Source organism: Pseudomonas sp. PAMC25584 (assembly GCF_058135675.1).
Window position 1 is genome coordinate 379932 of the sequence record NZ_CM176870.1, and the last position, 13173, is coordinate 393104.

Here is a 13173-nt window from a genome sequence, read left to right on the forward strand (position 1 = left end):
CCCAACTCGCGTTAAACTGCGCGGGTTTTTAGCCCCCCCCATACATCGGAGCCTTCCATGTCCCGCGTTACCCTGAGTCGCTATTTGATCGAGCAGACCCGCAGCAACAACACGCCTGCCGATCTGCGCTTCCTTATCGAAGTGGTGGCGCGTGCTTGCAAGGAAATCAGCCACGCCGTGTCCAAAGGCGCGTTGGGTGGTGTCCTGGGCAGCATGGGCACTGAAAACGTCCAAGGCGAAGTGCAGAAGAAACTCGACGTGATCTCCAACGAGATCCTGCTCGAAGCCAACGAATGGGGCGGTCACCTGGCCGGCATGGCGTCCGAAGAAATGGACAATGCCTACCAGATCCCGGGCAAATACCCAAAAGGCGCCTACCTGCTGGTGTTCGACCCACTGGACGGTTCGTCCAACATCGACATCAACGCCCCGGTCGGCACCATCTTCTCGGTACTGCGTTGCCCGAACGAACACCTGAGCCAGAACGAAGCCCTGAACGAAAAGGCCTTCCTGCAACCGGGCACCCAGCAGGTTGCCGCCGGTTATGCGATCTACGGCCCGCAGACCATGCTGGTCCTGACCCTGGGCGACGGCGTCAAAGGCTTCACCCTGGACCGCGAAATGGGCAGTTTCGTCCTGACTCACGAAGACATCGTGATTCCTGCGGCTACCCAGGAATTTGCGATCAACATGTCCAACCAGCGCCACTGGGAAGAACCGGTCAAGCGCTACGTCAACGAGTTGATGGAAGGCGAAGACGGCCCGTTGAAGAAAAACTTCAACATGCGCTGGGTCGCGGCGATGGTTGGTGACGTACACCGCATCCTGACCCGGGGTGGCGTGTTCATGTACCCCCGTGACAGCCGCGAGCCGTCCAAACCGGGCAAACTGCGCCTGATGTACGAAGCCAACCCGATGTCGTTCCTGGTTGAACAGGCGGGCGGTGTGTCCACCGACGGCCACCAGCGTATCCTCGACATCCAGCCCGAAGGCCTGCACCAGCGAGTGGCGGTGTTCCTGGGTTCGAAGGAAGAAGTTGAGCGTGTGACCGGCTACCACAAGCAGTAACGGTGGAAGGGAGCCAGCGCTCTCTCCTGGTTTAAGACGTGAAGTCTTGAACGATAAGAAGCCCCGAAACGTTTCAGCGTTTTCGGGGCTTTTTTGTTTTCGTTCGTCGGGAACCAGACACCTGTTTTCCCTTCTAAGCTTCTGGCAGATCCCCAACCTGCTTTGTCCCTCCAGGAGTTATTCCATGTCGTTACGCCGTCTCGCTTTGCTGGCTTTTTGCGTGCTGTTGGCCGCTTGCAGCAAGGTCAATCAGGAAAATTACGCGAAGCTGTCGGCTGGCATGGCCAAGACCGAAGTGGAGTCGTTGCTGGGTAAGCCGACCGATTGTTCCGGCGCGCTGGGCATGTCCAGCTGCACCTGGGGCGATAAAAACAGCTTTATCAGCGTTCAATATGCCGGTGACAAGGTTCTGATGTTTTCCGGGCAAGGCCTGAAGTAAACCGGGGCGAAAGCCTGCGGGAGAAGAAGAATGATGCGTTTTGTTTTGTTTCTTTGCGCCAGCCTGTTTTTGGCGGGCTGCGCCAGCCATTCTGGCGATGATCTGCAACCCAAGACCGCGAGTAACGTCAACCTCAAGCGTTACCAGGGCACCTGGTACGAATTGGCGCGATTACCGATGTACTTCCAGCGCAACTGCGCGCAGTCCGAGGCCCGCTACACACTGCTGCCAGATGGCGATATGTCGGTGTTCAACCGCTGCCTGACGACAGAATGGAAGTGGGAAGAAGCCAAGGGCACGGCCACGCCGCAAGTGCCGGGCAAGACCGACAAGCTCTGGGTGGAATTCAATAACTGGTTTACCGCGCTGTTGCCGGGCGTCGCCAAGGGCGACTACTGGGTGCTGTACGTCAGCGATGACTACAAGACCGCCCTCGTCGGCAGCCCGAGCCGGCGCTATATGTGGATCTTGTCGCGCACGCCGACGGTCAGCGCCGACACCCGCGAAGACCTGCTGAGCAGGGCGCGGCAGCAGGGTTATGACACCACACGTTTGATCTGGCGCACGTCGGACAAACAGATGGCGAAGACCTCGCAATAATCCTGGATCAGCACAAATCCAATTGTGGGAGGGGGCTTGCTCCCGATTGCAGTGTGTCAGTCAGCACATCTGATACTGATACATCGCTATCGGGAGCAAGCCCCCTCCCACATTTTTAACCGAGTAACTCTCTCAAAACCTGGGTGAACGCCCGGCGGCTCTCTTCTTCACCGGCATGCCGCCCGTCGCGCACCACCCACTGGCCGTTGACCATCACATCGCGCACCTGCCGATCGCCGCCGGCGAACAGCCAGCGATTGAGAATCCCGTCCGCCGTCGCCGTCGCCAGGTACGGATCGTTACCGTCCAGCACCAGCCAATCGGCGCGCTTGCCCACTGCCAGCCGACCAATCGGCTGGCCCAGCGCCTGGGCGCCGCCGTCCAGCGCGGCATCGAACAGCGTGCGGCCGACCATCGGCTGATCGTGGCGATACAGGCGATTGCGCCGCTGATCGCGCAGGCGTTGGCCGTATTCCAGCCAGCGCAGTTCTTCCACCACGCTCAGTGACACATGGCTGTCGGAACCAATGCCCATGCGCCCACCCTGGGCGAGGAAATCCACCGCCGGAAAAATCCCGTCGCCCAGGTTGGCTTCGGTGGTCAGGCACAAACCGGCAATTGCACGGCTGCTGGCCATGCGCGTCACTTCCGCGGGATCGGCATGGGTGGCGTGTACCAGGCACCAGCGTTCATCGACGTCGACATTGTCGTACAACCATTGCAGCGGGCGTTTGCCGCTCCAGGCCAGGCAGTCGTCGACTTCTTTCTGTTGCTCGGCGATGTGGATATGCACCGGGCAGGCCTTGTCGCTGGCGGCCAATACTTCGTTGATCTGTTGCGGCGTGACGGCGCGCAGGGAGTGGAAACACAAGCCCAACTGCTGCGCCGGTTGTGCGGTGAGGATCGGTTTCAGGCGCGCCTGCAGGTCCAGGTAATGTTCGCTGCTGTTGATAAACCGTCGCTGGCCTTCATTGGGTGCCTGGCCACCAAACCCTGCGTGGGTGTAGAGCACCGGCAGTAGTGTCAGGCCGATCCCGCTGCTGGCGGCCGCCTGGCTGATCTGCCGCGACAGTTCCGTGCGGTCGGCATAGGGCTGGCCGCTGACGTCATGGTGGACGTAATGAAACTCCGCCACCGAGGTGTAACCGGCCTTGAGCATCTCGATATACAACTGGCGCGCAATGATCTGCAGTTGCTCCGGACTGATCTTGCCGACCATGCGGTACATCAGCTCGCGCCAGGTCCAGAAGCTGTCATTCGGGTTGCCGGCCACTTCGGCCAAGCCCGCCATGGCGCGCTGGAACGCGTGGGAGTGCAGGTTCGGCATGCCCGCCAACACCGGGCCCCTGAGCCGTTCGGCGCCATCTGCACTGGCATTGGCCGCAACGTGGGTCAGCAGGCCATCAGCGCCGACTTCAAGACGTACATCGTTGGCCCATCCATCAGGCAGCAGTGCGCGTTCGGCAAAGAAAGCGGACATGTTCAGGGCGCTCCGGTCGTGTGTTTATTTGTATATACATATACAGACGTTTGCCTGCTCGGTAAACTCCGGCAATCTATGCATCTTTTTCCCCTGCAAGGATTCCCCGTGCCGACTCCGCCCGCCAAGTCTTCACTGGCTGCCCACCTGGACGAAAGTCCGGCGCCCTTGTATGCCCGCGTTAAACAGATGATCAGCCAGCAGATCCTCAGCGGCAACTGGCCGCCGCATTACCGCGTGCCGTCGGAGAGTGAACTGGTCAGCCAGCTGGGTTTCAGCCGCATGACCATCAACCGCGCCCTGCGCGAACTCACCGCCGAAGGTTTGCTGGTGCGCATGCAAGGCGTCGGCACGTTTGTCGCCGAGCCCAAGAGCCAGTCGGCGCTGTTTGAAGTCCACAACATTGCCGATGAGATCGCCTCCCGTGGTCATCGGCACACCTGCCAGGTCATCACCCTGGGCGAAGAGGCGGCCGGTTCCGAGCGCGCCGTTGCCCTGGAAATGCGCGAAGGCGGGCGGGTATTCCACTCGCTGATCGTTCACTTTGAAAACGATATTCCCGTGCAAATCGAAGACCGTTTCGTCAACGCCCTGGTCGCGCCGGAATACCTGCAGCAGGATTTCACTCAGCAAACGCCCTACGCCTATTTGAACCAGGTCGCACCGTTGACCGAGGGCGAGCACGTGGTCGAAGCGATCCTCGCCGATGCGGCCGAGTGCAAGTTGCTGCAGATCGAACCGAGCGAGCCGTGCCTGTTGATTCGTCGACGCACCTGGTCCGGTCGCCAGCCGGTGACCGCCGCGCGCCTGATCCACCCAGGTTCGCGTCATAGCCTGGAAGGACGTTTCAGTAAATGAGTGCCGTGACCGTCTGGCGCGCCGCGAATTATGTGCGCATGCCATGGAAAAACGGTGGCGGCAGCACCGAAGAAATCAGCCGCGATGCCGGCCACGGCCTGGAGGGCTTTGGCTGGCGCCTGTCGATTGCCGATATTGGCGAGTCGGGCGGGTTTTCCACCTTCGCCGGTTACCAGCGCGTGATCACGGTGATCAACGGCGCGGGCATGGTCCTGACCGTGGACGGCGAGGAACAGCGTGGGTTGTTGCCGCTGCAACCGTTCGCGTTCAAGGGTGACAGCCAGGTGTCGTGCCGTCTGATCAGCGGGCCGATCCGCGATTTCAACCTGATCTATTCGCCCCAGCGTTTCCAGGCGCGGTTGCAGTGGATCGATGGGGTGCAGCGGTTTTTCAGCACGGCGCAGACTGTGCTGGTGTTCAGCGTGGCCGATGAAGTGAAGGTGCTCGGCCAGGTATTGGGCCATCATGACTGCCTGCAGGTGGACGGTAATACCGGCTTGCTGGATATCTCGGTCACGGGCCGCTGCTGCCTGATCGAACTGACTCGACTCGGTTAAAAAATGTGGGAGGGGCGGTGCGACGATTCGACTTGCCCCCGATAGCGGTGGACCAGTCAGCTTATCTGTAGCTGACCCACTGCAATCGGGGGCAAGCCCCCTCCCACATTGTTTCCCACTGTTTTTGCGATCTGTTTCCAGCACCCCGCACCACTTTGTTACCGAACGCCCCAGCGTGGCGCAAACCCGCAGCGTTGCTGTCAACCCTCCTCGCTGCAAACCGCCCTCGCAAGAAATTTCATCAAGCCTCGAAGCCTTAATTTCCAAGGCTCCCACGTGTTCGCAAAAAAAATCCCCACGACTCACTCATCAAGTTGGCCGCTCGATTGCATATGCTTGTATGTACAAGTAAAGGTGTGTGCGTAAGAGTCAACTTCGCACGCATCCAGTTCGCGCATCGATCGCTGAGGAGTTCTGGTTGTGACCGATTTTTCTAACGCTAAGCCTACAAAATACCGTGACGTCGAAATCCGCGCCGCTCGCGGCAACACGCTCACCGCCAAAAGCTGGCTGACCGAAGCGCCGCTGCGCATGCTGATGAACAACCTTGACCCGCAAGTGGCCGAAAACCCGAAAGAGCTGGTGGTGTACGGCGGCATCGGTCGTGCGGCGCGCAACTGGGAGTGCTACGACCAGATCGTCGAGAGCCTCACGCGTCTGAACGACGACGAAACCCTGCTGGTGCAGTCCGGCAAACCGGTCGGCGTGTTCAAGACCCACAGCAATGCCCCGCGTGTACTGATCGCCAACTCCAACCTGGTGCCGCACTGGGCCAGTTGGGAACATTTCAACGAACTGGACGCCAAGGGCCTGGCCATGTACGGCCAGATGACCGCCGGCAGCTGGATCTACATCGGCAGCCAGGGCATCGTCCAGGGCACCTACGAAACCTTCGTCGAGGCCGGCCGCCAGCATTACGACAACAACCTCAAAGGCCGTTGGGTGCTGACCGCCGGCCTCGGCGGCATGGGCGGCGCGCAACCGTTGGCCGCGACCCTGGCCGGTGCGTGCTCGCTGAACATTGAATGCCAGCAGGTCAGCATCGATTTCCGCCTGAACAGCCGCTATGTCGACGAACAAGCCAGCGACCTCGACGACGCGCTGGCGCGCATCGCCAAGTACACCCAGGAAGGCAAAGCGATCTCCATCGCCCTGCTGGGCAACGCCGCCGAAATCCTGCCGGAACTGGTCAAGCGCGGCGTGCGCCCGGACATGGTCACCGACCAGACCAGCGCCCACGACCCCCTCAACGGTTACCTGCCGGCCGGCTGGACCTGGGACGAATACCGCGCCCGCGCCAAGACCGAACCGGCCGCCGTGATCAAGGCCGCCAAGCAGTCGATGGCCGTTCACGTCAAAGCGATGCTGGACTTCCAGAAACAAGGCATCCCGACCTTCGACTACGGCAACAACATCCGTCAGATGGCGCAGGAAGAAGGCGTGGAAAACGCGTTCGACTTCCCGGGTTTCGTACCGGCTTACATCCGCCCGCTGTTCTGCCGTGGCATCGGCCCGTTCCGCTGGGCCGCGCTGTCGGGCGACCCGCAAGACATCTACAAGACCGACGCCAAAGTCAAAGAGCTGATCCCCGACGACGCGCACCTGCACAACTGGCTGGACATGGCCCGCGAACGCATCAGCTTCCAGGGCCTGCCGGCGCGTATCTGCTGGGTCGGCCTGGGCCAGCGCGCCAAGCTGGGCCTGGCGTTCAACGAAATGGTGCGCAGCGGCGAGTTGTCCGCGCCGGTGGTGATCGGCCGCGACCACCTCGACTCCGGCTCGGTGGCCAGCCCCAACCGCGAAACCGAATCGATGCAGGACGGCTCCGACGCCGTGTCCGACTGGCCGCTGCTCAACGCCTTGCTCAACACCGCCAGCGGTGCGACCTGGGTTTCGCTGCATCACGGCGGCGGCGTGGGCATGGGCTTCTCGCAGCACTCCGGGATGGTGATTGTCTGCGACGGCACCGACGAAGCGGCCGAGCGCATTGCCCGCGTGCTGCACAACGACCCGGCCACCGGGGTGATGCGTCACGCCGATGCGGGTTACCAGATCGCGATCGATTGCGCCAAAGAGCAGGGCCTCAATCTCCCAATGATCAAGTAACAAATGTGGGAGGGGGCTTGCTCCCGATAGCGGTGGGTCAGTGCCAGATGTTCCGGCTGTCACACCGCCATCGGGAGCAAGTCGAATCGTCGCACCGTCCCTCCCACACTGAACCTGTAAACAATCCATCAGAGGTTGAACACCCATGGCTGCAAATGACGCGCGTGCAAGCACCACCCCGTTGATCGAAAGGCGTTCGATCGACTACATCCCGGAAGCGGAAAGACACGGTCGTCTGTTTAGCCAGTTCACCCTATGGATGGGCGCCAACCTGCAAATCACCGCGATTGTCACCGGGGCCCTGGCCGTGGTGCTCGGCGGTGATGTGTTCTGGTCGTTGATCGGTCTGTTGATCGGCCAACTGCTCGGCGGCGGCGTTATGGCGTTGCATGCGGCGCAAGGGCCGAAACTTGGCCTGCCGCAGATGATCTCCAGCCGGGTACAGTTCGGGGTTTATGGTGCGGCCATCCCGATCGTGCTGGTGTGTTTGATGTACCTGGGTTTCACCGCCACCGGCACCGTGCTTTCCGGTCAGGCGCTGGGCCAGTTGTTTGGTGTCAGCGACAGCGTCGGTATCCTTATCTTTGCCAGTGTCATCGTGCTGGTCACGGTGCTCGGCTACCGGGTGATCCACTTCATCGGCCGGGTCGCCAGCGTCATTGGTGTGATTGCCTTTGCCTACCTGTTCAGTCGCCTGATGAGCCAGGCCGACATTGGCGCACTCCTGCAAATCCGCCACTTCAGTTGGAGCAGTTTCCTGCTCGCGGTGTCGCTCGCGGCCTCCTGGCAAATCGCCTTCGGCCCCTACGTGGCGGACTATTCACGCTACCTGCCGAGCAAGACGTCCTCGGTGAAAACCTTTCTGGCCGCTGGCGCGGGTTCAGTGATTGGCGCACAGGTGGCGATGGTCCTCGGTGTGTTTGCCGCCGCCCTGTCCAACGGGCAATTCGCCGGTCACGAAGTGGCCTACATCGTGGGCCTGGGCGGTACGGGGGCCACCGCTGCGCTGCTGTACTTCAGCATCGCGTTCGGCAAGGTCACCATCTCCACGCTGAACTCCTACGGCAGCTTCATGTGCATTGCGACCATCATCAGCGGCTTCCGGGGTCGCCTGGAAGTCACGCGCTTGCAGCGCCTGGCTTTCGTGCTGGCCATCGTCGGTACCGCGACCCTGATCGCGTTGCTCGGTCAGCACTCGTTCCTCGGTGCGTTCAAGTCTTTCATCCTGTTCCTGCTGGCGTTCTTTACGCCCTGGAGCGCGATCAACCTGGTGGACTACTACTGCATCACCCGCGAGCGTTATGACGTGACCGCGCTGGCCGATCCGAACGGGCGCTACGGGCGTTGGAACCCGCTCGGTATCAGCGTCTATGTGTTCGGCGTGCTGGTGCAATTGCCGTTCATCTCCACCAAGTTCTACACCGGTCCACTGGTGGCCGCCCTGGGTGATGTGGATATTTCCTGGATCATCGGTCTGATACTTCCGGCAGCCATGTACTACGTGTGTGCGAAAAAATGGCACGGCGCCGTGCCCGATCAACTGATTCTGCCGCTCGAGCAGAACAGTGCAGTACCACCTGCAACGAGCGGGGCCGGTCGCGCTGCGGCGCAGGCCTGATTGGATGTGGACCGGGCAGGATGCCTCTTGACTGCCGTAAGCCAATTCATGATTAGGAGCGTCACACAATGAAATCGAACAAGACCCTGCTGACCACATTGCTTTCCCTGGGCTTGCTGGCAAGCACCGGCGCCCAGGCGGCCGGTTGGTGCGAGTCCGGTAAACCGGTGAAATTCGCCGGCCTGAACTGGGAAAGCGGCATGTTGCTCACCGACATCCTGCAAACCGTTCTGGAAAAGGGCTACGACTGCAAAACCGACAGCCTGCCGGGCAATTCCATCACCATGGAAAACGCCCTGAGCAGCAACGACATTCAAGTGTTTGCCGAAGAGTGGGTCGGTCGCAGCGAGGTGTGGAACAAGGCCGAGAGGGCCGGCAAGGTCGTCGGCGTCGGCGCGCCGGTGGTGGGTGCGATCGAAGGTTGGTACGTGCCGCGTTACGTGATCGAAGGCGATGCCAAGCGCAAGCTGGAGCCCAAGGCGCCGGAACTGAAGAACATCGCCGACCTGGCCAAGTACGTCGCCGTTTTCAAGGACCAGGAAGAACCGTCCAAAGGCCGTTTCTATAACTGCCCGGCCGGTTGGACCTGCGAGCTGGACAACAGCGCGATGCTCAAGAGCTACGGCCTGGAAAGCACCTACACCAACTTCCGCCCCGGCACCGGCCCGGCGCTGGATGCGGCTGTGCTGTCGAGCTACAAGCGCGGCGAGCCGATCCTGTTCTACTACTGGTCGCCAACGCCGCTGATGGGCCAGGTCGATTTGGTCAAGCTGGAAGAAAAACCCGGCGTGGATAAAAGCGTGAGCATCAAGGTCGGCCTGTCCAAGACCTTCCACGAGCAAGCGCCGGAACTGGTGGCCATGCTGGAAAAGGTCAACCTGCCGATCGATCTGCTGAACCAGAACCTCGGTCGCATGGCCAAAGAGCGTATCGAATCACCGAAATTGGCGCAGCTATTCCTCAAGGAACACCCTGAAGTCTGGCACGCCTGGGTGAGCGACGACGCTGCCAAGAAAATCGACGCGGCCTTGTAGGTCATGCGTACCCGGCTACCCTGAGGGGCAGCCGGGCGCCTGGCCACAACCCACTGGATCGAGAGCACGCTATGTTTCCTGAGAGTTTTACGTTTTCCATTGCCAACTGGGTCAACGGTTGGGTGGATTCGCTGGTGACCAACTACGGCGATGTGTTCCGGCACATCTCCGACACCCTGCTATGGGCCATCGTCAACCTGGAAGGCCTGCTGCGCGCCGCGCCCTGGTGGCTGATGCTGGCCATCGTCGGCGCCGTGGCCTGGCATGCCACGCGCAAGGTGGTGACCACGGCAGTGATCGTCGGCCTGTTGTTCCTGGTCGGCGCGGTCGGCCTGTGGGACAAACTGATGCAGACCCTGGCCCTGATGCTGGTCGCCACGCTGATCTCGGTGCTGATCGGCATTCCGCTGGGCATCTTGTCGGCGCGCAGCAATCGCCTGCGGTCGGTGCTGATGCCGCTGCTCGACATCATGCAAACCATGCCCAGCTTCGTGTATTTGATCCCGGTGCTGATGCTGTTCGGCCTGGGCAAGGTGCCGGCGATTTTCGCCACGGTGATCTACGCCGCGCCGCCGCTGATCCGCCTGACCGACCTGGGGATTCGCCAGGTCGACGGCGAAGTCATGGAAGCCATCAACGCCTTCGGCGCCAACCGCTGGCAACAGCTGTTCGGCGTGCAACTGCCGCTGGCGCTGCCGAGCATCATGGCCGGCATCAACCAGACCACCATGATGGCGTTGTCGATGGTGGTGATCGCCTCGATGATCGGCGCCCGTGGCCTGGGCGAAGACGTACTTGTCGGTATCCAGACCCTCAACGTCGGGCGCGGCCTGGAAGCCGGGCTGGCCATCGTGATTCTCGCCGTGGTCATCGACCGCATTACCCAGGCCTACGGCCGTCCACGGCATGAGGCGAGCAAATGACGACTGTCAGCAAAATCGAAGTGAAAAACGTCTTCAAGATCTTCGGCAACCGCGCCAAGGACGCGCTGGGGCTGATCGGCCAGGGCAAGACCAAGGATCAGGTGCTGGCCGAGACCGGTTGCGTGGTCGGCGTCAACGACCTGTCCCTGAGCATCGGCACCGGCGAGATCTTCGTGATCATGGGCCTGTCGGGCTCGGGCAAGTCCACCCTGGTGCGCCACTTCAACCGCCTGATCGACCCCACCAGCGGCGCGATCCTGGTCGACGGCGAAGATATCCTGCAACTGGACATGGATGCCCTGCGCGAATTCCGTCGGCACAAGATCAGCATGGTGTTCCAGAGCTTCGGCCTGCTACCCCACAAGAACGTGCTCGACAACGTCGCCTACGGCCTGAAAGTGCGCGGCGAAACCCAGCAGGTCTGCGCCGAGCGCGCGCTGCACTGGATCGACACCGTGGGCCTCAAAGGCTACGAAAACAAATACCCGCACCAGCTCTCCGGCGGCATGCGCCAACGGGTCGGCCTGGCCCGCGCACTCGCGGCGGACACCGAGATCATCCTGATGGACGAAGCCTTCAGTGCTCTCGACCCGCTGATCCGCGCCGAGATGCAGGACCAGTTGCTCGAACTGCAAAAGACCCTGCACAAGACCATCGTGTTCATCACCCACGACCTCGACGAGGCGGTGCGTCTTGGCAACCGCATTGCAATCCTCAAGGACGGCAAGCTGATCCAGGTCGGCACGCCCCGTGAGATCCTGCATTCGCCGGCGGATGAGTATGTGAACCGGTTCGTTCAGCGGCGGGCGGCGGTGGTCTGATCCGGATTATGTGGGGCGGCTGCTGGCCTCATCGGGAGCAAGCCCCCTCCCACCTTTGGAATGCATTCCCCTGTGGGAGGGGGCGTGCTCCCGATAGGGCCGGTAAGGCTGCTCAAGAACTGAAGAAGGTATGAAGATGTCCCAGGCAGCAAAAGTCATCATCACCAACGCCCCCCTGCGCTGGCAGGACGTGGTCGCCGTGGCCTGTCACGGCGCGGTGCTCGAACTCTCGGGCCAGGCCTGGGCACGCATCGACAATGCCCAGGCCATCGTGCAGCGCATTGTCAGCCGCGGCGAGCGCGCTTATGGCGTGAACACCGGCCTGGGCGCGCTGTGCAATGTGTCGCTGGAGGGCGAGCAACTCAGCCAGTTGTCGCGCAACACCCTGTTGAGCCACGCCTGTGGTGTCGGCCCGGTGCTCAGCGACGAACAGACCCGCGCAATCGTCTGCGCGGCGATCGTCAACTACAGCCAGGGCAAATCCGGCCTGCATCCGCAGGTGGTGCATGCGCTGCTGGCGCTGCTCAATCACGGCATCACACCGCAAGTGCCGTCCCAGGGTTCGGTGGGCTATCTGACTCACATGGCCCATGTCGGCGTAGCGTTGCTGGGTATTGGCGACGTGAGCTACCTGGGCCAAATCGTCGCGGCGCAACAGGCCCTGAGCGCAGAAGGGTTGCAGCCGGTGGTGCTCGGCGCCAAGGACGGCCTGTGCCTGGTCAACGGCACGCCGTGCATGACCGGCCTGAGCTGCCTGGCCTTGGCCGATGCCCATCACCTGTTGCAATGGGCCGACGTGATCGGCGCCATGAGTTTCGAGGCCCAGCGCGGCCAGATCGATGCGTTCGACGCCGAAATCCTCGCCCTCAAACCGCACCCCGGCATGCAGCAGGTCGGCATCAACCTGCGGGCGTTGCTCGACGGCAGTGAAGTGATCGCGAGCAGTAAAGGCGTCCGCACCCAGGATGCCTTGAGCCTGCGTTCGATCCCGCAGATCCACGGCGCGGCCCGCGACCAAGTGGAACATGCGACCCGGCAGGTCGAGACCGAACTCAACAGCGCCACCGACAACCCGCTGCTGCTCGGCACGCCGGACCGCTACCGCGTGGTGTCCCAGGCCAACCCGCACGGGCAGTCCGTGGCGTTGGCCGCTGATATGCTGGCGATTGCCATGGCCGAGATCGGCGCCGTCGCCGAGCGCCGCCTGGACCGCCTGATCAACCCCCACGTCAGCGGCTTGCCGGCGTTCCTGGTGAGCAACCCGGGAGTCAACTCCGGGATGATGATCGTGCAATACGTTGCCGCTTCCTTATGCGCGCAGAACCGCCAGTTGGCGCAACCGGCGGTGCTCGACAACTTCGTCACCTCGGGCCTGCAGGAAGACCACCTGAGCATGGGCACCAACGCCGCGCTCAAGCTGCACCAATTGTTGGCCAACGTGACCCAGATCCTCGCCATCGAGTACCTGCTCGCGGCCCAGGCCTTCGAGTTTCTCAAGGGCCAGCGTTTCGGCGCGGGCACCGACCGTGCCTGGCGCCTGCTGCGTGAGCAGGTCGCGCCTTACGCGCAGGACCGCTGGCTGGCGCCGGACATCGCGACCGCCGCCGCGCTGCTCAAGCACAGCACTTCGCTGCACCAGACGTTTCCCGAATTGCACTGAACAATAATT

The 13173-nt window shown here is 61.9% G+C and carries 12 protein-coding genes; 11 read left to right on the forward strand and 1 reads right to left on the reverse strand.

Going from position 1 to position 13173, the window contains the following annotated elements:
* Positions 1-57: 57 nt before the first annotated feature.
* The 3 genes from ACS5Q8_RS01680 to ACS5Q8_RS01690 all read left to right on the forward strand — a co-directional run bounded on the left by ACS5Q8_RS01680 (position 58) and on the right by ACS5Q8_RS01690 (position 2107).
* Positions 58-1068, forward strand: a complete 1011-nt coding sequence (locus ACS5Q8_RS01680) for a class 1 fructose-bisphosphatase (protein ID WP_276195885.1) — start codon at positions 58-60, stop codon at positions 1066-1068.
* 184 nt (positions 1069-1252) lie between these two features.
* The gene (locus tag ACS5Q8_RS01685; RefSeq protein ID WP_247400529.1) at positions 1253-1507 is read left to right on the forward strand and encodes an outer membrane protein assembly factor BamE; all 255 of its coding nucleotides are present in this window, start codon (positions 1253-1255) and stop codon (positions 1505-1507) included.
* A 30-nt stretch (positions 1508-1537) separates the two neighbouring features.
* Positions 1538-2107 carry a lipocalin family protein gene (locus tag ACS5Q8_RS01690; RefSeq protein ID WP_276195887.1) on the forward strand — a complete coding sequence of 190 codons (570 nt, stop codon included), beginning with the start codon at positions 1538-1540 and terminating at the stop codon, positions 2105-2107.
* 115 nt (positions 2108-2222) lie between these two features.
* Here the strand turns inward: ACS5Q8_RS01690 and ACS5Q8_RS01695 are convergent, their stop codons facing one another.
* Positions 2223-3587: a formimidoylglutamate deiminase gene (locus ACS5Q8_RS01695; RefSeq protein ID WP_443697437.1), complete on the reverse strand. Its 1365-nt coding sequence runs from the start codon at positions 3585-3587 to the stop codon at positions 2223-2225.
* A 78-nt stretch (positions 3588-3665) separates the two neighbouring features.
* Between ACS5Q8_RS01695 and hutC the strand changes: the two genes are divergently transcribed.
* The 8 genes from hutC (at position 3666) to ACS5Q8_RS01735 (ending at position 13164) form a co-directional block, all read left to right on the forward strand.
* A complete protein-coding gene (gene hutC, locus ACS5Q8_RS01700) occupies positions 3666-4445 on the forward strand; it encodes a histidine utilization transcriptional repressor HutC (RefSeq protein ID WP_247400535.1) in 780 nt (259 codons plus the stop codon).
* Positions 4442-5002 (forward strand): HutD/Ves family protein, encoded by a 561-nt coding sequence (locus ACS5Q8_RS01705; RefSeq protein ID WP_426102707.1) that lies wholly within the window; start codon positions 4442-4444, stop codon positions 5000-5002. The genes hutC and ACS5Q8_RS01705 overlap by 4 nt, the downstream gene beginning before the upstream one ends.
* Positions 5003-5422: 420 nt before the next feature.
* On the forward strand, positions 5423-7108 hold the full coding sequence (hutU, locus tag ACS5Q8_RS01710) for a urocanate hydratase (protein WP_465159775.1): 1686 nt from the start codon (positions 5423-5425) through the stop codon (positions 7106-7108).
* A 145-nt stretch (positions 7109-7253) separates the two neighbouring features.
* Positions 7254-8726 (forward strand): purine-cytosine permease family protein, encoded by a 1473-nt coding sequence (locus tag ACS5Q8_RS01715; protein WP_276195894.1) that lies wholly within the window; start codon positions 7254-7256, stop codon positions 8724-8726.
* Between the two features lie 68 nt (positions 8727-8794).
* Positions 8795-9760, forward strand: coding sequence for an ABC transporter substrate-binding protein (locus tag ACS5Q8_RS01720; RefSeq protein ID WP_465159776.1), 966 nt, complete (start codon positions 8795-8797; stop codon positions 9758-9760).
* 71 nt (positions 9761-9831) lie between these two features.
* The gene (locus tag ACS5Q8_RS01725; RefSeq protein ID WP_017849906.1) at positions 9832-10683 is read left to right on the forward strand and encodes an ABC transporter permease; all 852 of its coding nucleotides are present in this window, start codon (positions 9832-9834) and stop codon (positions 10681-10683) included.
* Entirely contained in the window at positions 10680-11504 is an 825-nt protein-coding gene (locus tag ACS5Q8_RS01730; RefSeq protein ID WP_276195898.1) for a quaternary amine ABC transporter ATP-binding protein, read from the forward strand. The genes ACS5Q8_RS01725 and ACS5Q8_RS01730 overlap by 4 nt, the downstream gene beginning before the upstream one ends.
* 136 nt (positions 11505-11640) lie before the next feature.
* Positions 11641-13164, forward strand: a complete 1524-nt coding sequence (locus ACS5Q8_RS01735; RefSeq protein WP_443696135.1) for an HAL/PAL/TAL family ammonia-lyase — start codon at positions 11641-11643, stop codon at positions 13162-13164.
* The last annotated feature ends 9 nt before the right edge of the window (positions 13165-13173 follow it).

Excerpts from the sequence above, each read along its gene's own strand:
- ACS5Q8_RS01680 (WP_276195885.1), top strand. The coding sequence starts at position 58 with ATGTCCCGCGTTACCCTGAGTCGCTATTTGATCGAGCAGACCCGCAGC.
- ACS5Q8_RS01685 (WP_247400529.1), top strand. The coding sequence starts at position 1,253 with ATGTCGTTACGCCGTCTCGCTTTGCTGGCTTTTTGCGTGCTGTTGGCC.
- ACS5Q8_RS01690 (WP_276195887.1), top strand. The coding sequence starts at position 1,538 with ATGATGCGTTTTGTTTTGTTTCTTTGCGCCAGCCTGTTTTTGGCGGGC.
- ACS5Q8_RS01695 (WP_443697437.1), bottom strand. The coding sequence starts at position 3,587 with ATGTCCGCTTTCTTTGCCGAACGCGCACTGCTGCCTGATGGATGGGCC.
- hutC (WP_247400535.1), top strand. The coding sequence starts at position 3,666 with ATGCATCTTTTTCCCCTGCAAGGATTCCCCGTGCCGACTCCGCCCGCC.
- ACS5Q8_RS01705 (WP_426102707.1), top strand. The coding sequence starts at position 4,442 with ATGAGTGCCGTGACCGTCTGGCGCGCCGCGAATTATGTGCGCATGCCA.
- ACS5Q8_RS01715 (WP_276195894.1), top strand. The coding sequence starts at position 7,254 with ATGGCTGCAAATGACGCGCGTGCAAGCACCACCCCGTTGATCGAAAGG.
- ACS5Q8_RS01720 (WP_465159776.1), top strand. The coding sequence starts at position 8,795 with ATGAAATCGAACAAGACCCTGCTGACCACATTGCTTTCCCTGGGCTTG.
- ACS5Q8_RS01725 (WP_017849906.1), top strand. The coding sequence starts at position 9,832 with ATGTTTCCTGAGAGTTTTACGTTTTCCATTGCCAACTGGGTCAACGGT.
- ACS5Q8_RS01730 (WP_276195898.1), top strand. The coding sequence starts at position 10,680 with ATGACGACTGTCAGCAAAATCGAAGTGAAAAACGTCTTCAAGATCTTC.
- ACS5Q8_RS01735 (WP_443696135.1), top strand. The coding sequence starts at position 11,641 with ATGTCCCAGGCAGCAAAAGTCATCATCACCAACGCCCCCCTGCGCTGG.